This is a genomic window from Flavobacterium sp. LC2016-13, from assembly GCF_009707955.1.
Taxonomy (GTDB): domain Bacteria; phylum Bacteroidota; class Bacteroidia; order Flavobacteriales; family Flavobacteriaceae; genus Flavobacterium.
Window position 1 is genome coordinate 16,385 of the sequence record NZ_WMDQ01000011.1, and the last position, 24,580, is coordinate 40,964.

Annotated in this window: 16 protein-coding genes; 7 read left to right on the forward strand and 9 right to left on the reverse strand. The window is 33.3% G+C overall.

Translation table 11 applies throughout. From position 1 onward, the window contains the following. Positions 1–5: 5 nt before the first annotated feature. From GKZ86_RS19840 to GKZ86_RS19880, 9 genes are all read right to left on the reverse strand, one after another. Positions 6–2,012 carry a UvrD-helicase domain-containing protein gene (locus GKZ86_RS19840; RefSeq protein ID WP_154784797.1) on the reverse strand — a complete coding sequence of 669 codons (2,007 nt, stop codon included), beginning with the start codon at positions 2,010–2,012 and terminating at the stop codon, positions 6–8. Further along, the gene (locus tag GKZ86_RS19845; protein ID WP_154784798.1) at positions 1,996–3,900 is read right to left on the reverse strand and encodes an ATP-dependent endonuclease; all 1,905 of its coding nucleotides are present in this window, start codon (positions 3,898–3,900) and stop codon (positions 1,996–1,998) included. Before GKZ86_RS19845 ends, GKZ86_RS19840 begins: the two co-directional genes overlap by 17 nt. Before the next feature lie 5 nt (positions 3,901–3,905). After that, positions 3,906–4,955: a hypothetical protein gene (locus tag GKZ86_RS19850; protein ID WP_154784799.1), complete on the reverse strand. Its 1,050-nt coding sequence runs from the start codon at positions 4,953–4,955 to the stop codon at positions 3,906–3,908. Between the two features lie 484 nt (positions 4,956–5,439). After that, on the reverse strand, positions 5,440–6,327 hold the full coding sequence (locus GKZ86_RS19855; RefSeq protein ID WP_154784800.1) for an SEC-C metal-binding domain-containing protein: 888 nt from the start codon (positions 6,325–6,327) through the stop codon (positions 5,440–5,442). Next, the gene (locus tag GKZ86_RS19860) at positions 6,272–6,901 is read right to left on the reverse strand and encodes a hypothetical protein (protein ID WP_154784801.1); all 630 of its coding nucleotides are present in this window, start codon (positions 6,899–6,901) and stop codon (positions 6,272–6,274) included. Before GKZ86_RS19860 ends, GKZ86_RS19855 begins: the two co-directional genes overlap by 56 nt. A 143-nt stretch (positions 6,902–7,044) precedes the next feature. Continuing rightward, complete coding sequence (locus GKZ86_RS19865) at positions 7,045–7,914, reverse strand: hypothetical protein (RefSeq protein WP_154784802.1); 870 nt, start codon at positions 7,912–7,914, stop codon at positions 7,045–7,047. A gap of 318 nt (positions 7,915–8,232) precedes the next feature. Then, the gene (locus GKZ86_RS19870; RefSeq protein WP_154784803.1) at positions 8,233–11,814 is read right to left on the reverse strand and encodes an NACHT domain-containing NTPase; all 3,582 of its coding nucleotides are present in this window, start codon (positions 11,812–11,814) and stop codon (positions 8,233–8,235) included. A 2-nt stretch (positions 11,815–11,816) separates the two neighbouring features. Continuing rightward, on the reverse strand, positions 11,817–12,908 hold the full coding sequence (locus GKZ86_RS19875; RefSeq protein WP_154784804.1) for a metallophosphoesterase: 1,092 nt from the start codon (positions 12,906–12,908) through the stop codon (positions 11,817–11,819). Between the two features lie 680 nt (positions 12,909–13,588). Beyond that, a complete protein-coding gene (locus tag GKZ86_RS19880; RefSeq protein WP_154784805.1) occupies positions 13,589–14,749 on the reverse strand; it encodes a ComEC/Rec2 family competence protein in 1,161 nt (386 codons plus the stop codon). Positions 14,750–15,376: 627 nt separating this feature from the next. Between GKZ86_RS19880 and GKZ86_RS19885 the strand changes: the two genes are divergently transcribed. From GKZ86_RS19885 to GKZ86_RS19915, 7 genes are all read left to right on the forward strand, one after another. Beyond that, on the forward strand, positions 15,377–16,033 hold the full coding sequence (locus GKZ86_RS19885; RefSeq protein ID WP_154784806.1) for a hypothetical protein: 657 nt from the start codon (positions 15,377–15,379) through the stop codon (positions 16,031–16,033). 172 nt (positions 16,034–16,205) lie between these two features. Further along, positions 16,206–16,655 carry a chromate resistance protein ChrB domain-containing protein gene (locus tag GKZ86_RS19890; RefSeq protein WP_154784807.1) on the forward strand — a complete coding sequence of 150 codons (450 nt, stop codon included), beginning with the start codon at positions 16,206–16,208 and terminating at the stop codon, positions 16,653–16,655. Then, on the forward strand, positions 16,627–17,664 hold the full coding sequence (locus GKZ86_RS19895) for a YncE family protein (protein WP_154784808.1): 1,038 nt from the start codon (positions 16,627–16,629) through the stop codon (positions 17,662–17,664). Before GKZ86_RS19890 ends, GKZ86_RS19895 begins: the two co-directional genes overlap by 29 nt. Positions 17,665–17,692: 28 nt before the next feature. Next, positions 17,693–18,379, forward strand: coding sequence for a family 16 glycoside hydrolase (locus GKZ86_RS19900; RefSeq protein ID WP_154784809.1), 687 nt, complete (start codon positions 17,693–17,695; stop codon positions 18,377–18,379). Between the two features lie 590 nt (positions 18,380–18,969). After that, positions 18,970–19,662 carry a response regulator transcription factor gene (locus GKZ86_RS19905; RefSeq protein WP_154784810.1) on the forward strand — a complete coding sequence of 231 codons (693 nt, stop codon included), beginning with the start codon at positions 18,970–18,972 and terminating at the stop codon, positions 19,660–19,662. Continuing rightward, entirely contained in the window at positions 19,652–21,019 is a 1,368-nt protein-coding gene (locus GKZ86_RS19910) for a HAMP domain-containing sensor histidine kinase (RefSeq protein WP_228526628.1), read from the forward strand. Before GKZ86_RS19905 ends, GKZ86_RS19910 begins: the two co-directional genes overlap by 11 nt. Positions 21,020–21,314: 295 nt before the next feature. Then, positions 21,315–24,530: a TonB-dependent receptor gene (locus GKZ86_RS19915; protein WP_154784811.1), complete on the forward strand. Its 3,216-nt coding sequence runs from the start codon at positions 21,315–21,317 to the stop codon at positions 24,528–24,530. Positions 24,531–24,580: the final 50 nt, after the last annotated feature.

Here is a 24,580-nt window from a genome sequence, read left to right on the forward strand (position 1 = left end):
CCATCTTATATTTCAATTATCTTCCATTTTTTTGTATCAATATCACTTAGATGTGAATCAAATCTAGATCTGCAAACTGCAACGCATAAAAGATGTGTTGGCCTAGAAAAGCCCACATAGGCCATTTTTGCCGACTGTTTATGATATTTTTGAGTTTTCTTGAAATTCTTATATTTGAACTGATCCGATAATCTTTCTGATTCATAATTATCATTCCCATTCTGGTAATATGTTTCTAAATAAAGAGTGGCTGTATGCGTTTCTCCTTTTACTGAATGAACAGTTGCAATATCAATATCGAACCCATGAATATTTTCTTTATTTAATATTTTTATTGGTTCTTCTTTAAGTAAAAAAGCATTGGTTGGAGTATTTATAAACGATGTAGAAATCGTAATACTTTTGTTAAAAATAGCTAAAAATTCCGGTATATATTTTTTTATGGACACATATACGTCACCAAATTTACCTTTGATAATATCTATACTCCATAAATATAAATTCTTACTTAATACTAAATAGTCTTCATTTTTATTCTGCGACAAATAAACCAGTAATTCTCTTTTTGTATAATAAATCCCCTCTAGTCTTAATATTTTAATTAAAGCATTTAAAATGTTTTTTCTAATTGGTTCTAAAGTTTTTTTATCTCGATCAAAAAACAATAAATAGGAATCCAGATTATCGTAATCAATTTTTTGCTTAGGACTGTCGACTATCAATTCTTGATAGAAATCCTTAATTCCTAATTTAGAACTGCTATCTCCCTTATCCCTTGACCAACCTATTGCCTTATATTTATTCTTTGGATTATCATTAATCTTTGCTGAAGCTAAATAATTACTAATTAATTCCGAAAACTTTGGAATTACACCTGAAATATTCTCCAATGTATATACTAGTAAATGAGGTTTTAAATTGCATTCTTTGTTTTTTCCTATAACTTTAAAATCCCCGTCACGGCTCAAAGCTAAACAGTTTACCAACTCAGCAGTATTTTTAGACAACCGTTGACTTCCGTTGATATTCTTTGTTCTTCCATTATCTCTGCACACCCAAATTTCATCCAAACCGACATCACCACTATAAATCGCCTGGTTCTTATCTCCAATCCGTTGATAATTCGACAAACTTTTTCCTTCATCATAAAATATTTTTTCCAAAAGATTGTTTTGATGAATATCCAGATCCTGCATCTCATCAATAAATATATATTCGAATCTATTTTGTAAAACAGATTTAATAGTAGGCACTTTATTTATATAGCATTCTGCTAAAAAATAAGCATCATCAAAATGTAGAATTCCCTGTCTTAAAATTTCACTTTTGAGTCTAAAAAGCCAGTTATATATAGCTTCTTTTTCATTCTGATCATAATCATTATAATTGTTTGCGCGGGTATTACCTCTAGGTTTTGTTATTTCGAGTTTTGAACTGTTAAAATACTTTACAAGGATATTAGATTTTCCATCTAATCCAAATCGATACTTAAAGAATAATACTTGATTGGCATTTTTTATATGCGAAATGTGCCTACAAGTTTCGTTTGAGCAATTATATCTATATAACCATAAACTATCTAAAGTCTTAGCAATTCTTTCATTGTAAATTTCGTTGTCAATTCTTATAACTTTTCTTTTAAATTGCTGCGTGTAAAAAGGTATTGCTAAAAATTGATCCACAAAACTTTGAATTGTTCCGATAAAATTTGGATAAGAAAACAATTTTGGACAGTGTTTGCCGATTTTGTCTTTTATTTCGTCAACTGCTGTATTTGTATGAGAAAGCACCAAGATACCCCTATTATTAAACAATGGTAATTTCGTTTCCAAAATAAGCAACTTAGCTAGAAGTACTGTAGTTTTACCGCTACCTGGTACAGCCTGCAGATCAATTGTTTGAAAATCTTTAATAAAAGCTACTCTCTCCCTGTCAAAAGTTTTACCCGGTGGAAGTAAAATACGTTCTGCATATTTAATATCTTCCGTTTGAATATTAATTTTTTGTTGCATATTCTATTGCATCTAATAAATATTGAATAGGGTTGTCTTTAATTATAATCTCATCCAAAGTTTTAATATCAGTCTTTAAAAATTGAGAAAAATACATTGCTATCATAGATTTCGATATTTTCTTATTATCTATAATAAAGTGATACATTATATCAAAAGCTATCTTTTCCTGTGTTTTGTCCTTGATAAAAGCCTTCCATTTTCTTTCATAATTGAGCTGTGATATTGGTTTAATTCCTTTATAACTATTATTAGTCCCTTTATAATTATCAGATCTAATTTCCTCTATGCTCTGCACAATTGACTTGTACAAAATTTTACTTAAAAAAGGATGCAGGGCAACGCAATATTCTAACGTCCAGAAATCACCTGTAAAAATTTTGGTTGACTGCTTGTTATAAATTGTAGTCTTAGCTGCTTTAAATGCTAGAACATCAAATTCAGTGATTATATTTTTCTCTTTCTTTTTATCTGCTGAAATTCTATACTTATCCGAAAACTCGACAGGTCTTAAATCTAAATCAGTCACTATACTTACAGGTATACCTAAATAAGGTAGTTGATTTCTTAAAAATATATTTGAATATCTTATAAACGCTGTATTACCTATAGCAATTATTGATGTACCTGACGATGTTAAATTATTATTTAAGTATTTCAGTTCAAATAATTTATCCGTTAAGGACGGAATTATTAATTCTTCCGAGACCCCTTCCACAAAAATTAATCCCTTTGCAAAAAAAAGATTAGATTTTGTAACGTCTAAAAACCTTTCCAGAAAAGGATAATCAGCTGCTTTAAGTTTTGTATACTTCTTTCCTAGAGGGAAAGCATAATCATTTATACAAAGAATAAGATTTTCTAAATTGACTTTTGAAGCAAGATTAGGACTGTGCGTTGTTAATATCAGCTGGATATTATTTTGTTTTTGAAGTGATTCGATTACACGCATTTGAGCCTGTGGATGAAGATGTGCTTCTAACTCCTCAATTAGTCCCAGCCTGATTCCATCCCAGTCTTTTTTATTCAGATGCAATAATTCTGAAGCCATAAACAATCTGTTTAGTGTTCCCAATCCAACATTTATTTCATCTTTGACCAGCAGTTCCAATTTTTCGAGGATATTTTTGAGCCTCCCCTCGGAAACTTTAATATGGGTCTGTTTATTTTCATCATAAAAAGACTGAAGATACTTATCAATCTCATCTTTTAGCTCTTTACCTTTTAAATCACTATCCAATGGTTTTCCTTCACCATTATTCCCTTCAAAATATTCTTTTACACATTCATTAAAATGATTAAAAATGCCGATCAGATGATGAGAATCCTCTTTGCCTTTAAAGGCTTCATGTTCTTGAAAAATTTGAGAAAGTCTTGAATTTTTTTTAGGTATTAAGTCACTTTTTGCATCTCTTAAGGGTTTAAGATAAGTTACTTTCAAAAATTCCTTTGCTCCTGCCGTAAGCATATAACCTTCTTTATCTGGTCCTGCTTTTATATCTGAAGGAACTATTTTACCATCATTACTTGTTACGTCATACAACAATTTTAATGTTGGCACTAAATCATCACCGGTACCTTCCCAGCTTAGCCATTCTGTAAAATTTTTAGCCTCTTCATCACTTAATCCCTTAAATAGTAGTTCAATCCGAACTCTTTTAGATTCTCTATAAAAGTCATCTTTCTCAATTTTTAACCATTCATACGAATGTGTTTTCAAAACAAGTTTAATCCCGTCAATAATTGCTGTTTTCCCTGAATCATTTTCACCGATTAAAATATTGAGTCCTGACGTAAAATCTAAATTTAAATTTGGTTTTTCTAAATCAAAATGACTATCTGAACCAAATTTCCTAAAATTCCATAATTTGATGTTTTGTAAATACATTTTATCTATATAAAATTTTTAATATAATCTAAATCTACAGCCTCTTTCTCATCTAAAAACAACATTAAATTGAGTGCCTCTTTTTTTTCTTCTTTTGCAATTTTATCTAACTCAATATCGTACTTTTCATTTATTAAATCGATAAACTTATTCAGGATATAATTTTTAATTATACCTGAGTCACTCAAATATGTCAACTGTTTGACGATACATTTTAACAATTCGTTTCTAACGAGTTTATCGTTATCTACAGCTAAACTGCCCTTAATAAGCATAACCATGTTATCTAAATAACGAATTTCTTTATGCTTGTCTAGAAACAAGCAAAATGGATATGTCCTCCTATCAAGAAGCGTATTATAATCATAAATGTATGGTCTATAAAGACAATTTATGTGATGATCATCCTTTGTCATAACCTCGATTGTAACATATCCCCCCACTGTATTAGCTATACCGAAAATTGGCACACCATCATCCTGTACAACATCAAGAACTCTCCCTTCAGCTATAATCTCAAGTATGATATTATTAACCAAAAAGATAACATCACCAAGTGTATTCCCCAAATCATTAGACTTAGAAAATTCCAAAATTTTATTCTGTACAAATTGCTTTTGATAATAAAAAAATGGTTCATTAAACATCAATTCAATTTGCTCCATTTTAATTCTGGACAAATCTTGATCAGTTTTACTTGATACATAGTCCAATGTGAATTGATCATTCTTTTTATCAATAAAAATAGCAGTTGCATCCAGATTTTGTCTATTTGGAAGAAACTCCTTCAAGTAACCTACTTCATCATCATTGTTTTGAATTCTTCTCTTTAGTATATCTAAATCATTTATATATGTTGCAGTACCATTCTCCGCACAAGAAAACCAGCTCCATTTTCCTAAAATCCCCATCATAAAGCGATGAGAATATTTACTAACTTTTATCTCAACTTCTCTTTTCAAATCAGTTCCACGTTGCAGATCACCTACTGTAAGCTGTGTATCTCCTGCCAAAACAGCAAACTCCGAAGTAATGCAACCAATTATTAATGTCATATTTTAATTTTTTATCTTAAAAGAATTGGATTTAATATTACAATTTAAATACAACAATACATTACGGAAAACCGTAACAGAATATTTTGGCGGGACATTTCAAAAATATTAAATATCAAATTCCAATCATTAAGTATTTCTACTTGTTTTAGATTTACTTTATAATTTCAGTTGAAAAGACAATCTTGCCTTTCAATTAAGAAATATAATATATTTATTTTTCTTATATAATATTGAAAAACTATATAAGCGAAAAGTTCTCTAACACTAACGGTGTAAAATCTAGCTTCGATATGGTACTACTAACAAATAATTCGAATAAAATTAATTTGAGTTTAGTTGCAGGATCTGAGAAAATGGCATTTTTGAAATCGATAAATCTTTATATACAGTTGTAGACCTTGCTTATTACTTGCCAAGATATTCAGGTTTACTGCTGGTAATTTTCAACTGCCCACAACACAGTCTGTAGCGCAGAAACGCATTAACGAATGGCACGTTTTGTGGTATTTGTTCTAAAACTTTTTTGCAATCCAGGGTTTTTCACTGAGAATTCGTAATGAGGATACTTCTCTCCTATTTTAGTTTGACAACACTCTTTAAATTTCAATCCTGAGTTGCAGGTACACCTATCATCTTGATTTACGTCTTTAAAATCTTCTTGCCTGATTTCTTTTTGAAGAACTCTTAAATCCCAAAACTCATAAGGCGAGCTTAAGTGATCAAAAAGATAATCAATTATGTCATAACTATAATGATCAACCTGTTCTCCTGTAGAAGAATCTGTTATGAACATCACTGAGTATTTATTTCCTGGGTCATCAACCAATGAAATTCCCAATACTTCAGATTTATCAACTATCCTATAGCACATTTCGCCATCATAAATCTCGCCAACAATATGAACGCATGAATTTCTTATCGATACTTTTTTGCTACAAACGCTGCACAGGACACTTGTTTTAACAATCTCCATACTGGCGAAGAATCGGTAAGGAAAGATTACCTGCAAATTCCTGACCGATCTTTCAATAAAATTTAAGAAATATTTATTCTCTTTAAATGGAAAATGCCTTTTGAGAGAACTCATTGTTTTTTCTGTTCTTTCCAATTGGCACCAAGCTTGGTAATATTGTTTGTCTTTCAATAATTTAAAAGCGTCCGAATATAGCTTATGTACTCCTATTATAGTTTGACAAATCCAAACTTCTTTGGCTTGTTCTTGGGCATCTTTCTTAACAGCCAGTTCCTTTAAATTTTGTAATTTTACAATTACATCTTCATATGGAAAATCCGGTTCTCCTAATTCTTCAATTTTATTCCAAACTTGTTGATTCTTCATCATCCGCAACTTCTTTTTTGGGTTCTTCATATTTTTTTAAAGCTTCAAGTGCACTGCTAATTTCTTTTGCAGGTCCTTCAAATTTTATTTCTTTTGAATTTCCAGAGGAATCAACTACCGTTACGGAAAACTTCACTTGAACAGGCTGCAAATATTTTTTTTGTGAGACAGTACTAATATGGGTATCATTTACAACAATTTTAGTAGAATTGTCTATTATATTTATTTCAGGTTTTGATTCTTCTTCTTTAATATATCTATCGTATACGTATGCAGATAATATCGTTACAAAGGTCGGAATAGCAACAGTTGCCACTACAAATTTCCCTAGTCTTTTGTAATTGTTATAAAAACCAAACTCAGTGTACAAGTCATCTGTGATGCAAATATCAACAGTAAAATCTTTATCAAAATTTTGTTGAAAATACCTAAGTATATTACTGGTTTCAATAGGAAATAAAGGTTTTTCAAAATCTCTAAGTTTTTCAAAAGGTACAATTAGGACAGATGCCTTTTGAAGTTCATTTTTTAATTCTTCTGCTATATAATCGCGACTTATCCAAGTTTGAAAATTTTCACTGCTGTCTAAAACTTCAATATTCATATTAGGGTATTTTTATTCATTTTACCAATTCTTAATGTAAAGATCCACTATTCTTAACTGTATAAAAAATTATAAATAGACTACTTTTTTAACAAAAAACACTGCAAAGTTTAAGTCAATGTTAGTTAAAGTATGCTAGTGACTTACTGAAGTAAGTCAGATTTTTCTTTATAGTGCTTCAATTCTTCAATTATTTCCATTGGAACGTGAAATACTTCAAAAGAAATCTTGTTATCAATTTTGCTATAATTATGATATACTTTAATTTCGTTAGTTGCAGTCTTTTTAGTCCCTACAAAAAAATCTATGTTTTCTATTGCCTCTTCTATTTCAGCTTGTTGAATCAAATATATATTTTTTTGAATTACATTTATTGAATTAGTTAGCTCTTTAATTAAGGGAATTAGATCAATTTCATTGTCCATTTTTTCAAGATCGCTCATCACAATCTTTCCAAACAAATCCCGTTCTTTTTTCAACATTTCTGCATAAACTATTAGTTTACAAGAGTGCTCGCTTATTTCAGGGTTTTCATCATTAAATTCAATATCGAAATTAACAACTTCTAAAGGAAATCCTAAATGAGCGCAATAATTTCTTAATTTACTTAGAAACCTGTATGCAAACGAATTATCAAAGCAATAGTGCGTTAAATTAATATGCCCCTGAACTTCATGTGAATTTTTTCCGAATTTCCGTTTTAAATAAAACTCCGCATTATCTAAAAAAAATTTAAAGCCTATCAAAACATTAAGCACCAATTTATTAGACTGCAGAATAAAATTAATATCTGTACCAAGGGTGAAATGCATCTCATTAGCAGGAACTTTTTCCCATCTTTTTATAAAATCGAAATACTCCTTTAAGTTTAATTGCAAATATTTGAATACTACATACTGTGTGTATACAGTTTGAACTAAATTACTATCAGTTTTAAAATGATCATACTGCTTTTGGCTAATTTCTTTAAACGGAAGCAAATTATTATCTTCAAATGTGGCTATTCTTATCATCTTACACAGTAAAATATTTGATAATGTTACATGGCTTTACGAAGTGCGGTTAAGCTACTTGTAAAGATATTAAAATTTTAAGTTTACCGTTTTTGTACTTTATATATTCTCAAATCGTAGAACCTCGTAATTTAAATCTGTGCGGTTAACATCAGTAGCACTTTTTACCTCAGAAAACTAATGGAATATAAAATATTGATAGAGTATTTCACCAAAATCTAAAATCATAAACCCAAACAAACCTACCTACCTCTTCAATGCAATGCCCACATCTAGATTTTAATAACCTTAGGTATCGCAGGTTCTTGATACATTCCATTAAACCAATATCTCTTCAACTCTGCTTAGGGCATCTGTAAAAGGCATAGGGACTGATTTAGCGTTGATGTAACTGTTGTCTGAAATATCAATCAGCAGATTTATGCTGAAGAGACGCGTATCGGATCCTTCCGAAATCAATTTGTCCTTAATACCTTTTAAAGCTTTCTGAACTTTCGGGTACGAATCATCATCCTTTGATAAATTGGAAATATAGGCATCAAAGAATGAAGCACCGTTGCTAAAATCTGAGCGGTCATATACTTCCTTATAAATTCGGAAGAACAGAATCTCGAGCACATCATAATTATTAATAGCTGTATACTCTGAAAAATTAACACCGTGGAAATCAAAGCTCTTCATTTCCAGATAATACTGTAAAGCTTTGATGTCATTGAAATGGAACAACACCCACATAGCATTGGACAGATAATAATGTTTTTTATCGTTCTCATCCAGTTCAAGGTATTCAACCGCCTTAGTTGTACTGAACTCCTGCTCGCCTAACAATACAAGTAGCTTTACTGCCGACCAGCAGATAGGATTCTGCACATCCGAAGTACATTCCTTCAGCAGATCGTTGTCCCCGGTCAGCTTTTGGTAGATCTCCAATTTTTCATCCATGTTGTAGCCAGGATTCTGCTTTAAAAAGTATTCTCTAATTTTTGGGAATGCAGTCCTTAGATTGTGCCTTAATGCATAATCCACGTGCCTGTCCATTATAAACTTGAAAAGTTTCTTGTTCAGGATATTGTCCGTCACCCTATCGTCAAATGCTTTCTTGTCACCAATTTCATTAAAAAGGTAAATGAAGGGCTCTTCCTTGTCATTAAAGCTATCAATCTCGTAGAACTGAAGGCAATCCAACAGAAAAGCCTTCGATAAAGGAATCTTAAACAGCCTCTGGAATGAAAGCGCTATCTTAAACGCCGCAAAATCGCTCCCATAGCTAAAACCGTCACCGTTAAGGCTCGTAATAACTTCTTCAAAATTTATGTTTTCCGAAGTTTGAACCGTCCATTCTAAAATTTTGTCTTTCTGATAGGAAGAAACGGCAAACTGAAGATTTTCTCTGTTGTTCCCTTTTATGCTATCCAAAATAATTTTGAAGATAAAAACGCTGTCTTTCAAATGTTCCAAAACCTGATCATAGGTCAGGAATCCGTATGTATCGAGCAGTAATTCCAGTATAGCAAGCGAATTGTCAAAATAGGCGGGATAGTCGTTTTCTTTTCGCCAAATGCTTCCTAGTTCATAGAGTTTATTGTTCTCTAAAACCTCAATATTATGCTCTTCATACATTTTTTTTATCCTTTGGAGCAATTCCTTCTTATCAAAAAGTATATCAAAATTACGTTGCATATTGCCGATTGCCGTTTTTCTGCGCTGATCAAGCTCAGCGTCAGTCATTATATCAGATCCAAATTCAAATCCTGATTCTGTCATCATCCTCTCGAATAAAGCTGCAAATGTAAGGTTGTAATGCGACAAATTGTTCCTAAAGAAAAGGACTTCATCGGAATTCAGCAGACCGGTTTTATAAAGCTTCTCTATAACATAATTCAGTATCTCCTTATTTGCGAAACGTGAAATGAAAGATCTGACATCTGAAAATTCATTGTTACCAATTAGAAACTTCGCCGCTTCCAGCTCATTCCCACTGTCTTTTACTATGTTCAGCAAAAGCTGTTCACGATTATGGTAGTGAGTTTTTTTATTTATCGATTTTAAGAATCTCACTATAAAATCCGGTTCCGAATTGGAAAATGACAAGAATCTCTCCAGGATATTGTTTTCCTGGCCTCCGTAAATATCCAGATGCAGCGAATCATCGAAATAATAGGAAATTATCTCAACAAAGTGATCATAATCCTCAAGCCTCAGCGTAAGATCCATAAGTTTCCAGTCATTGCCTCTGTGTACATCGTCCGTATCTTTTCTCTTTTCAATCTTTGCATTCCTTAAAAACTCAGCCTTTATATACCAAAACAGCCTGTCTATATCTTTAACAAAGTAAATCATAAAGAGCAGTGCCGCATTGATCTCTTTATTGCACTCCGTACTGAAAACCGTCATTACTTCATCCAGATAGTCCTCATCATGCTCCGCCATCTTAAGCGAAGTGATACAGCGGATAACTTCTGATTTTACAGCCACAGAAGCCTCTTTCGATCTCAGCAGTTCCAAGAATAAAGGACGAAGGACATTCATCCTTTTGTGGGTAGGTCTGAAAAAGCCCAATAGATTCAAGGCAGAAATTACCACCCGGAAATGACTCTTCTGTTCCTTTATCCATCCTATCAAATAAATGAAATTCCCATCGCTGTCTCCGAATTCTGCTATTTCCTTTACTGTAAAAGCCCTGTTTGTGCTGATCCACAGTTTCTTATTCAGACACTGCCTGTAAAAATAATCCTGAAAAACCCTTTCTTGAAATGCAGATGTCCTGTCTGAATCCGCTTTGAAAAGAATTTCAATCTGGTTTGCACTCAGCCACCCAACAAGCTGTTTAAACTCATCGGACTCTTTATCGAGAAGATTTATAAGAAACGTTATGGTATTAAAAAGTGATGGATGCACCACCTCCTTGCTTATATCGTGGATTTTTATGATGGAAAGCATGTCCTCAAAAGGCTTCTCAGCGAGAATCTTCGCAACAAGGTATTCTTGTATCTGGCGGTGGGTAAAATTCCAGCGTTTAGGTTCTCCAGACATCTCAATTGTGAAAGGATTTTCGATATATTCCAGATAATCTCCCGTAATGCACTCCAATTCATCCGCCGAGGAATAGTTCTGCTGCATCAGCTCATTGGTAAAGGCCACCTTCTTAAGGTTCTTTAGCAATCTTAATTTGTTAAGTGGCTTCTTTTTGGCTTGTTTTTGCTCATGCCTATCCAAGGTCCTGTCGATAAACAGTTCCCACATCACGGAATCCGATGCGGGAAGAATGCCCTTCTCCAAAACATAACCTGCAAAGAGTTCCAAAAAAAACGGAGTTTTCAAATAACTTGAATGTCTGTCTGAAAGCGCAAAATCGGAAATGCGAACCCCAAATTTATTGACCAGAAGACTGGCAGCCTGATCTTCAGAGAGATCCTGAAGGTAGAACGACTCAAAATTTGCAATATTTACTAGGTACTTTTCATATATGTTTGTCCTGCAGCTGATCACATATCCGATATTCAGCTTTTTATTCTGCGATACAAAAAGCTCAAAAGCGGATACAAAATCATGTATTTCGGCAATCTCATCAAGTCCATCCAGAATGAATATCGTTTTAGGCAGAGCCTTCCAGTTCTTATAGGTTATAAGGTCTTCGAATTTATTTATCTTCCGGAAATTCTTCAGATTGATAGAGAACGGAATCAAGCCTGTGGTTTCCTTGCTCTTCCACAGGTTTTGAAAAAGCATTTCCAACTCTTTCGTTTTTCCCACGCCGGGATTGCCAAGCAGAACTATTTTGCTCTCCGTAAAAACAGCGTCAAATAATGTTTTGTCATCCTTGGCTTCTCCGAACCAATTTGTTGTATGGCCTTGAGACTTGTTTACGTATCTTGGCTCATAATAATTTGTATTTTCCATAATCATGATATGAATTCCTCTATAGGTAATTCAGGTGCTTTGGGTTCTCTTCCTTCTCGATTTAGAATAAATCCGTTAGATCCATTTGGGGCATTTTTGTCTACACCATTAGGGGCAGTCTCAACGTCTGGGTTAAAATTTTTCCCGGATTCCTGATAATTGTACTTCCTGTAATGCACCTGCACCACTTTGTATGCATCCAGATCAAAATCCAGGATCTGATATCCACAGTGATATTCCGAAACCAGCTCTTCGGGCTTGAATAAGGCAGCTCTGGTCCTAAAACCCAGACAACTGCCATAGGGAGTATGATATACATTGGTCTGGGCGTTATGAAAGTGCCCGTAAAGGAAAAGTTCGATATTCTTCCGTTGCAGGATTCCCTTGACAGCCGCCTCTTCAGCATAATCGTCCACAGCATGATGAAACAGGCAAATGTTCAGATCTGTGCCTTTGCCTTCCAAATCCTGAAGGCCTTCGTTGAGCTGCCGCGCTCCAAAGAAAAGTTTTTCAGAATCACTTTTCAGCTTTATGCTTTTGCAGCGCCACGAATCATTTACCAAAATAAAGCCGATCTTGAATCCTGACCTTTCAAAGAAAAATGTGGATTGGTTTACTCCAAATTTATAATCATCGTTTCCATGGTAATATTCTTTCTCAAAATCCTTGAATTTTTTGATTCTAAGATTATTGACAAAACCACTATTTGTCTCCAGGTAGCCATGTACGCTTTGGAGATTAATATCTTTGCAAAGCATATGCTCATCATACAGCCTGATTTCCCTTTCATCGACGTCATGATTGCCTGGAACGAACAAAAACCTATGCAATGGTATTCCAAGCTGTTCGGCAACGGGTTCAATGAAAACCTTCCTAAAGATATGATACGGATTGGTATGTCCTTCAAAGCCTTTCATTCCCAATAGCGAATGCCCTCCCTTGTCAACCAGATCACCTGTGATGACTATAAGATCAATAGGAATTGGCGAATTGAAAGTGCTTAAGTCCCTGATTAAAGCATCCAGGTAGTTGTATGTTAATTCATCAAAATTGTCTTTGGATAGATGTATGTCTGAAAGATGGACTATTCTCATGGAAAAATTTAGTGAAACGCAAAAATAGAGTATTTTACGTAATAAAAAAATAGAACTCTAAATTGGAGCTACCTTCGATTTTGCCAAAAAAAATACTATTTAACTTACTTCAATTATCTTCATATTCATAAAATTTATCCTATTTTTTTATATAAATTCTTAACTTTGTCTTTCAATCAATTAAGAATTATAACGTAAATATAAAGGGATCAAACCTGTCTGAAACATTCAATATGCAAAAAACGCATAAAAAGTTAGTGGCAGAATCGTGGCGCAGTACATAAACAAAATATTAAAAATTGCAGTATATAGATGGAATTTGAGCAATAGTTCGAATCCCTATTCCGCTCTGGTAAAATTTAAAAGCCTTAGAAAATCTAGATTTCTAAGGCTTTTTTATGGTTCGGAAAATCTCGTTCCATTTTTATAAATAAAAACCGTGAAAGGTTGATTATATAAATTTTTAAAACTGTTGCCATGATCTTCTATTTAGTATCGACTGAGACATTTTGGCCGACCATTGGAAATTGATTAGGGATTCAATTCTTCTTCATAAAGATCCCATACATTTCCTTTAGAATGAGACTCTTTCATTTGAGCCATAATAATTCTTTCCCCGTCGCAACGAAGATTGATCATTCCATAAAGCACTTCATCTGTTTCGACATTTGAGGATCTTGCTAGTTCTGTGAAAATACCAATGGCCTATTGGACCTCGAATATTTGCCCGCACAACCAATAGCATCGGCTCGTGGATGTGAATAGGATTCATTATCACCTGAGGAGATAACTGTAGCCAAGGGATTTACTTTGGCCATATAATCTGTCGTGAATTCAGAAGCTCCGTGATGACAGGACTTCGCCACATCAACTTCAAATGGATTTTCATCCTGATAGTGTTTTAATAAATGATCTTCTGAAGGTATATTGAGGTCTCCTCCAAAAAGAAAGCTCCTGTTTCCATAAATCAACTTTAAAACTAAACTGTGACCATTAACCGTATGCGCAGGATCATCAAAATATTTGTATGCTAAGCCGGACGATATTTGTGACGTTACGGGGCCAAGAATTTTTATCGTAAATGGAACTTCGTTAATAACCCAGGACAAATCTTCTGTAGTATAATCAATTCTTTTAAAATGCTCCAATCTTCCCTGCGTGAAAGCTGAATTGACCGCCAACAAAAATTTTTCAAGCAGGTTTTGCATGCCTCCAGCAGCTTGCAGGGAATTTAAGTCGTCAACGTCATTAAAATGTGTTTTCAAATATCTTATTCCCTGTTCATTCGTGGTAGCGCCTAATGTGGTATTGTACTCTGCAGGGAAAGGTTTTTTATCAATATCAAACTTACCGATACCATTATGATAAATTGTACCAAACTCATAGTGAGGATCATTAATAATATCGATAAGTCCCTGGTAATGGTCTTTATCAAAATGGCTGATAAAGATGTAATCGATACGAACCTTTTTACTGTTATTGAAATAGTATTTATACTGATAGTGATTAAGGTATCGGGCAAGATTATCGGACGGTCCACCGTCAATGAGTATTTTCATACCTTGTTGTTCATTTCCAATTTCAATTAACGCGCCATCTCCTTGTCCCACATCAACAAAAAAGCATTTAAACCCACTGGTGTTACTGAGTTGATTTTCGTCTATCCAGCCTTCTGTTCCGAAAGCATAAATTTTCTGCCATTGCCCGACCTTATCATCCAGCAGTTTGACAAAAGAGCCCATTAAAATGGTGTTGTTTTTCTTCCCTGTCGGCCCAGCTGCATTGACAGATGGGTACGTATTAGCGTAAAGTGTGCTAACAACTTTAAATACATTATCCATAATTATTTTACTTGATTATTTAAAGCTAATAAAAAAAAAACAACCTGGCTTTCATAGCATTTTGTTAACAATCCGAAAAATAGTGTCTCTTTAAAACACTAACACAAATATAATAAACTGCAGTAGTTTTAAAACACGTATAACCACCTGTTTTTTAAACAAATACAACAACAGAGTTCTATTTACATTAAGTAAAGACATTTTTTGGCAGTTAATTGAAATAGATATATTTGAATTTGGGTGCAGAATCGGTGCACCTAGATTCAAAAGAAAACTTACAATCCTGTACAACAATCACTTGAAACGTTAAGTTCGAAACATTACTAGTCTATAATACTTGGTTGATGCCCTGGTGGGTTTTTCGATAAAGATACAGAAGTGTAAATTGCATCTATTTTCTAAAAAATCTACCAAAAAAGTAAACCAGATACAAAAGGTAAATAGTATTCTATTTATATCCGCCTAATATTGATAATTTTGTTTTAATTAAATTCTTACCAGGATTCTTAAATGAGAATTTTAAAAAATAACTATTGTTATAAGATGCATATTCTTTTTTGATAAAAATGTACAAGAATAATAACTTAAATTAATACTGACCTAAAAGTCAGCAAAAGCAGAAACTCAATGTATAAATCTGTCTTAATATCATTTACATTTTTTTTTATTTGCTCTTGTGCGGACAATCGAGATAGCTGGCTGCAAAAATATCAAAACACAAAATGTGCTTGGGCTAAAGTTCATATAAAATTTAAAAACGACAGCATTCAAAGCATTACAAAATTAAATGATGAATTAAATTCAATAAAAGAGGATATTGATAAAATTAGTAAACCTGTTCAATATCAAACAGAGGTACTTAAAAATAAAATAAGCAATGTTAGAATAAAATACCTGAGCGAAAGCCGCAAAATTTATGAGGAGCAAGAACAAGTTTATGGGCATATTTCAACACCGGAATTTGAAAAGAAACAAGAACAAAATAACGATAATAACAATCGTGAAGTTCTAATTTTAGAGAATAAAATAGCCGTTTTACAATCCAAATTAAATAACAATACTAATTATCAGGAGTTGGTTTTAAAACAAAATAGTTTAAAACAACGAATTGCTAAAACTACAAACGGTGTGCAGGAAAAATATAAAGTTAGCTTTGATCATTTACAAAAAGAATTAGATGATCAAAACTATAACTACAAATATATTTTAGAAAAATTGAACAAAACTGAAAAGCAAAATTTCGAAAACCAGAGAGAAAGGATAAGAGCCAACCCTTGTAAATAAATGCCAAAATTATGCTTTAAAAGAATTAATGTTTTATTTATTAAATTAGGTACAATTAGTTTTGCCCCCCTTTTGCACTTGGTAGGTTATATGCACAAAACTTTGATCAAAAACTGCCAATGGATTTTAGAAGATCAATATAATTTAGGCATTACTATAAAAAATTAATTTTATGAAATGGATAACTAGAGAACAGCCAAAGATTGACCGCATTGCTTGTCCATGGCTTATTAAAAACTTTGTGGATGCTGCTGCTGAGTTTATTTATGTCCCGGCTGACCAAGTACTCACTAAGGCAAAAGAGTTAAATGCAATTCCCTATGATATTCCTAAAGTTGAATATTCACACGAAGGAGAGTTTTGCACTTTTGATACAATAATCAAAAAACACAGGCTTACCGACCCTGCATTGCATCAAATTGCAATTATTGTTCGTGGAGCTGATACTGATCGTTTTGATTTAACAAAACAATCGGCCGGACTTTGGGCAATATCCGCAGGGCTTTCTTATAATTACAAAAATGATTTCGAAATGCTGGAAATCGGAATGAAAATTTATGATGCGCTATACAGCTGGGCAAAATATGTTTCCAATGAAAGACACAACTGGAATCCCAATTAAAAATAGAATAAAAATAAAACTATTTTGCCAAACCATTATTGCTTTTTGCTTTTGTCTCAACGGCTGCAATTCACAGACCACAACTCAAAATCAATCGCTGCAATTTGTTGCTTCAATTCCATTGCCAAAAATAAGCGGTCGAATGGATCATTTAGCTTATGACAGCAAGCACCACTTAATTTTTGTTGCTGCATTAGGAAACAATACTGTAGAAGTGATTGATTTCGTTGCCAAAAAAGTAATACACACCATAAAAGACTTAGACGAGCCACAGGGAATAGTTTATATTCCCGAAAGCAATTCAATATTTATCGCCAATGGAGGTGACGGCCAATGTGATGTTTTTAACGAAGATACATTTAAAAAAACTGCTTCTATAAAATTATCAGGTGATGCCGATAATGTACGCTACGATGCCGCAGACAAAAAAATTTATGTTGGTTATGGCAATGGTGGTATTGCAATAATTGATGCCAATACATTCAAACTTATCTCTGAAATAAATTTTTCCGGACATCCAGAATCCTTTCAAATTGATAAATCTGCGAAAAAGATCTATATAAATGTTCCGGATGAACAACAAATTGTAGTTATTGATTTGGAAAAAAAACTGGTATCCGATAAATGGAAACTAACTCAGGCAAAATCAAACTTCCCGATGAGTTTGGACCAAACCAATCATCGCTTATTTATTGGCTGTCGTCACCCTGCTAAACTTTTAGTGTTTGACACCCAAACAGGGAAATCAATTTCTTCTTTTGATATTGATAGTGATGTTGATGATATCTTTTATGACAGTAGAACAAAAAAAAGTTACTTAAGTTGTGGTAATGGTCACATTGATGTTTTTGAACAAACAAATCCCAATACCTATAAAGAAAATGCAAAAATCACAACGCATTGGGGAGCAAGAACTTCTCTTTTTATTGCTGAATTAAATCAATTAGTCATAGCTTCACCTTCAAATTTCAACAACGATGCTTCATTATTAATTTATGATTTGAAATAATTTAAATCAGCCAAAAACAAATATTAAAATGAAAAATGTTTTAATTTTAGCAATAGTAATACTAACACTTATTTCTTGCCGTAACAATTCAATTCCTGACGGCAAAGAAACTTCAAAGCCTTTATCTTCGGAAAATATTGCAACCAAAGATACCATTATTAATTTTGAAGGGAATGAGTCAGGCAAACTTCCTGATGGCTTTACACAAACGGCAACAGGAGAAACCCAAGCACTAAACTGGAAAGTGGAAACAAATCTGAGAAACAAATCAGTTGCGCAATTGGCTAAAAACGATGATGATCATTATAATCTGCTTATCTTAAATAAACCCAGTTATAAAAATTTAATAATGTCTGTAAAAACAAAAGCCATAGCCGGATATCAAGACCAAGGCGGAGGACTGGTTTGGCGTTATATAGACAACAACAATTATTATATGGCCAGATACAATCCACTCGAGAATAATTTCAGATTATATCACGTTGTTAAAGGAAATAGGGTAAAAATGAAAAGTATTAATATCAATATCAAATCAGGTGAATGGTTTACTATGAAAGTGGAAATGAATGGAAATAAAATTTCTTGTTCATTAAACGATAAAGTAATGATTCAAACCAATGATGATACTTTTACAAAAGCTGGCAGAGTTGGATTTTGGACAAAAGCCGATGCGCAATCTTATTTTGATGATTTAAACATTAGACCCCTATACTAAATATTTTAAGATGAACAAAAAAGAGTTTATAAAAGTCAGGGACTTTACTAGGCGCAGCTGTGTCAATACTCTCAAGAACTAAAGCATTTGCCTAAATGTTTTTTGCTTTGTTGCATAGCGAAGTTTTTAATTGTCTCAAGATTTATTTTAAAATTACAATGCCATTGCAATTTTGGCATTACAATCAATTCTTGATTTAAACTCACTGAGAATAACGCTTTTGATTTGCAATATATATTTTAAATATTTATTTGCACATCCATTTATAGATAATACATTTGTTTCAGTAAAAATAATTAGATGAATTTTACCTGTTATTCAAAGATGGTATTTTTAATGCAATAACATTAAAAATACTCTAAAGAAACTAACTCCCATAGCTATAATACAAAAGAATTATATTATAGCCCTAAAAAATACATTCCCGATATCAATTCTTTCGAACTGCTATTTATACATAAACCAGCATTAGGATAACCAACACAAAATGAAATGTTCAAAGTAAAAGATTTGACATTTTTTTAATTGATAAAACATATAAAATCAGCTATATTCGCTAATCCGATTTGCATACAATAAAACAATCAGCTATGAGCAAAGTATTATTAGTTGAAGACGATTCAAGAGTCTCTTCTTTTATCTCAAGAGGACTTGAAGAAAATCTCTACCAGGTTAAGACAATTTCAAAAGGATATGAAGCGATCAAAGAAGTTATGGAAAATGATTTTGATATTATCATCCTTGACATTATGCTTCCTGATATTAATGGATTTGAAGTCTGTGAAGTTTTAAGAAACCGAAAAATAATAATACCTATACTCATTCTAAGTGCGCTCGATACTGCTCATGAAAAGGTTAAAGGACTGCACGCCGGAGCTGATGACTACCTGGCAAAACCATTTATCTTCGAGGAACTTTTAGCAAGAATAAAAGCGCAGCTTCGTCGTGCTGAATTCAGCAATGGTATATTAGACTTTCAGTCCTATGCCGGAATCGAGATTAACATGAAAGAACAAAGTGCTTCAAGAGACGGAAAAGAACTCAATCTGTCATCGAGAGAACTAAAGCTTTTGATTTTTTTTATGAAAAACCGTGAAACAGCCTTATCCAGAATAGCCATAGCACAGGCTGTATGGAATATGGATCTTGATACAACCTCAAATACTGTAGATGTCTACATTAACTATTTGCGGAATAAAATAGACAAAAACTTCCCCACTCCACTCATTCATACCGTAAAAGGAACCGGATATATGTTCAAAAGAAAATTACATGAATCTTAAAAGACAACTCACTGCCAATTCTACCTTGCTTTTTGCCTTTACTGTTGGTCTGGTAATGTCTGGATGTTTCCTGCTCTTTAAAAAGTATATGAAAGACCTCTACTTCGAAAAACTCGAAGACCATGCAATGATAACTGCACTCTTCTATTTTGAGAAAGATGAAATTAAAGAAATTGACAGCGCCCGTTACCATGAAATAGAACTTCAATACAAACGGATAAGTAACGAATCTATAAGGGTTTATGACGCTAAAACAAAAAAACTTTTTATCCACGATGATGTTGATGTGCATTTGAGTGATAAAGATCTAAAAAGCATTATTAAGAAAAAGATAATGCCTTTCACAATAGCAGACAGACAATTTGTAGGACTGTTTTATAAAGACAACCAAGGAGACTTTATAATAGTAGTCTCAGGGGTCAATCTCGCTGGAAACCGTCAATTAGAAATATTGGCAGGTATGCTTATTCTTTTCTTTCTGGCAGGAATTCCTATCAATTATCTTTTAGGAACATTCCTGGCAAAACAGACCTTTCGGCCTTTTAAGGAAGTCATTGCAAAAGTAAACACCATTACAACCGGGAACCTCCACTCAAGACTTGAACTCCCTAAAACAAACGGAAAAGATGAAATTAAGGAACTCATTACCACTTTTAATTATTTTTTAGAAAGACTCGAAAGCGGCATAATGATTCAAAACAACTTCCTGAAAAATGCTTCGCACGAATTAAAAACACCCCTTACCATTATTATTGGAGATATTGATGTATCGCTGCAACAGCCAAGAACAAATCAGCAATATGAAGAAGTTTTAAAATCACTCAGAAAAGACACCTTCCACCTTAAATCTATCTTAGAAGGACTTTTGGTATTATCTGGACTTGAACTCTCTGAACCACAGCAAATGGAGACTATCCGTATAGATGAAATACTCTGGAATGTTCTGGAAAAGAAAACCATTGAATATCCTGAAGCTAAAGTTTTAGTGAATTTGAATGCCATTGCTGATCATGAAGATTTGCTTTCTGTTCATGGCAATAAACACATGCTTTTTATTGCGTTGTATAATATGCTAGACAATGCAGTTAAATTTTCCTCTGCTAAACCAGTTGATATTTCTGCCTTTTCGAGAGAAGGTAAACTTTTGATAAAAATTACAGATCAGGGACCCGGAATTTCAAAGACAGATCAGGCGTTTATTTTTGACCTTTTCTTTAGAAGCGACCGTACACGTTATATTCAAGGACAAGGATTAGGCCTTTTTATAACCATGCAGATTCTTAAACTGCACAATATTAATTTAACGGTAGATTCTGAGCTCGAAAAAGGAACTACATTTTCTTTGGTATTTCCTTAAAAGATTTCATGTTTTACATCTGAATAAGTAAATCCGAGAATACTAATTTTTACAATTGGTAACATTAAGTTAATATTCTAATCTTTTTCTAATCTACTTTAAATACAACTCTAATCTGTTAATTTTCAGTTTTTTACGCAATTAACTGATTTTAAAGAACTAAACTATTTTTTTTAAAAAACTTGTTCCTAATTTTAAGTTAACACTGAATAGTTTTATGATTTTAAGTTAACAAAAACGTTAAATCTTATTGAAATCAACTGAGTTTCTTTGTCAAATAAAAAATAGAAATAACATGACAAAACTAAAACTCTTTTTTTCGGCTTTAATGCTCCTTACTGTAGGAAACATTTTTGCCCAGATTACAACCTCGTCCTTATCTTCAAAAGTTAATGATGGAACCAATCCGCTTAATGATGCTGAGGTTACCTTAACACATTTACCTACCAACTCTGTTTACAAAGCAACAACGGATAAACAAGGTCGATTTAGTTTCGAAAATTTAAGTGCCGGAGGACCTTACGAATTAGAAATTAAAAGCGCTGCTACCAAAGATTATTCAAACGCACAAATACATTTAGCCCTTGGCGATAATGATTTGCCAACCATTGTAGTGGGTAAAGCAGAAGACAATATATTGGAAGAAGTAATAATTACAAGCTCTAAACCCTCTTCTAAAAACAATGGCACCAATATCAATGAAAAACAGGTAAATGGTCTTCCGCTCATCAACAGAGGGATTCAGGATGTTACAAAACTGGTTCCGCAGAGTTCTAATAACTCTTTTGCAGGAACCAATTTCAGATACAATAACGTAACTATTGACGGTTCTATAAACAATGATGCCATTGGTTTTAGTCCATCTTTGGGTGGTCAGGGCGGAACTTCAGGTATGCCGGGAAGCAGTACACGATCCAACTCAATCAGTTTAGATGCAATACAAGATATACAAGTTTACATCGCTCCTTATGATATTAAATTAGGTAACTTTTTAGGTGGAAGTGTAAATGCTGTTACGCGTAGCGGTACAAACACAGTGAGCGGATCTATTTACAGTTACGCAAGAAGCGCTGCCATTACGGGTCCCAATAATGCGGGAGACGGTTCTAAAATGCCAAGTGCTTTTGGTGATTATCAAATCGGATTTAGATTGGGTTTGCCAATTATAAAAGACAAATTGTTCTTCTTTACCAACATGGAGTATGCTGAAAGAACAGACCCTATTTTTTATAATGCCGGTCAAAAAGACGCAAACGGAAACGTAGCTTCGTTAGTTGATGTTGCAACGGCAGATCAAATCTCTGCTTTTGTAAAAGCAAATTACGGATTTGATACCGGAACTTCTGGTGCCTACAACAATTTTGCAAATAGTAAAAAGTTTTTCAACAAATTAGATTGGAAAATTAATGACAAACACTCGCTTTCATTAAGAAATAACACAGTAATTTCTCAAGCCTCAAACCTGGAGCGCGATGCTGCGAATTTCAGATTCGCCAGCATGGATTTCAATCAAAAAAACCAGGCAATTAGTACCGTTTTAGAATTAAAAAGCCACTTTAACAGCCAATGGTCAAACTCATTTCTTGCAAGTTATTCTGCCATTAAAGATTACCGTGATCCAAAATCAAGCAATATTATGTTTCCCCAAACAGAAATTGGTTACAATGGAGGAACAATTTTCTTAGGAAATGACCGTGAAGCAACAGTATTTAATATGAAACAAAATACTACTGAGATCACAGACAACCTTACTTACAAAACAGGAAATCATACGTTCTTATTTGGTACACACAACGAATTTTATGATATCAATTATGGATTTGTAAATGCCCTTAACGGAAGAATATCATACAAATCCCTTGCAGATTTCTACAATAAACTTCCTACCCGTGTTCGTGGAACATATCCCTTTGACGGCTCTACAAGAGATGAGATTTTCAACAATCCTTATGCTAAATTCAAAGTAAACTTGTATAGTGTTTATGTACAAGACGAGATTAGAATTGGTAATAAATTAAAAATTACTCCTGGTGTGAGAGTGGATTATACAGATTTACCAAATAAACCAAAATTAAGCCAACAGGTACAAAATTCTCCTGCAGATCCAAACTATGGTACGACCTATACTTATACACCATTGAGTCAAATTAAGAACAACTTTTTCAGCACTGCATTAGTATCGCCAAGAATAGGATTTACTTATAATGTTGACGAAGATAAAACATTAGTTATTAGAGGCGGATCAGGAGTGTTTACAGGAAGAATTCCTTTTGCATGGTTAGGGTATGCTTATTATAATGACGGTGTAGGTTACGGAAGTTATGATAAAAACAATCTAACTCCTGCTCAGGTTGCAGCAGCTGGTGATCCTCTGGCTCCTAATGGATTAAACGGATATCATGATGCAACTCCAAAAGTACAGGCAGATTTAGTAGATAACAAATTCAAAATGCCGGCAGTTTTAAGAAACTCATTAGCTTTTGATAAAACAATCAACGGATATAAATTTACAACCGAAGGTATTTATACAAAAGTGATTCGTGATCTTGAATTTCAACAGGTAAATAAATTGGATAACCCTACTTATTTCTCTTATGATACCAAGCACCAAATGCCAATTTATTCCGCTAATATAAACCCGGCTTTTTCAAATGCTTACTTATTATCAAATACTAATAAAGGATATAGATATAGCATTACTGAGATGATCTCAAAAACGTATGATTTTGGTCTTAATTTTATGGTTGCTTATACTTACGGAGATTCTCGTGACGTTACAAACGGAATTCGTAACTCTATGGAAAGTAACTTCCAAATGAACCAATCATTGACACCAAATGATCCGCAATTGGCAACTTCTAACTTTAATATCAAACATAGAATTGTTTCTAATGTAGGATATGCTGTAAAATTGGCTGACAACAATACTTTCTCTGCAAACGTGTATTTTAATGCACAATCAGGAAATCCGTTCTCATGGGGATTTGTTAACTCGACAATCGCAGGAACAGGACAAGCAGCAGGATTGGCTTATATCTTTAAAGATGCAGCAGAAGCAGCTAAATACATTGGAGTAAGCTCAACTGGAGTTCCATCTGCAACAGCAGCACAACAAGTGGCAGATTACGAAGCTTTTGTTAACGGAAATGATTATTTGAAAAGTAGAAGAGGAACTTTCACTCAAAGAAATGGTGACACTACACCTTGGAACATTCAGGCTGATTTGAAATTAATGGATGAAATCAAAGTTTCAAAAGTGGGTACATTCCAAATTTCATTTAGCATGGCCAATATCGGAAACCTTATCAATAAAGATTGGGGAAGAAGTTACTTCGTTCCAAACACTTACAACTCAACAGCAAATCTTGGTTTAACAAAATCAGGAAATATTGGAGGAGTTGCTACCGGTGATCCAACGTATACTTTTAAGAAACCTAGCGTGGCGCCTTATACTGTAGATCAGTTAGCCTCAAGATTCCAAGGACAGCTTGGTGTTAGGTATTCGTTCTAAAAATTGTGTTTTATTTATTTTTTTTATTTGTCCCCCAGTTTCAAAGATTT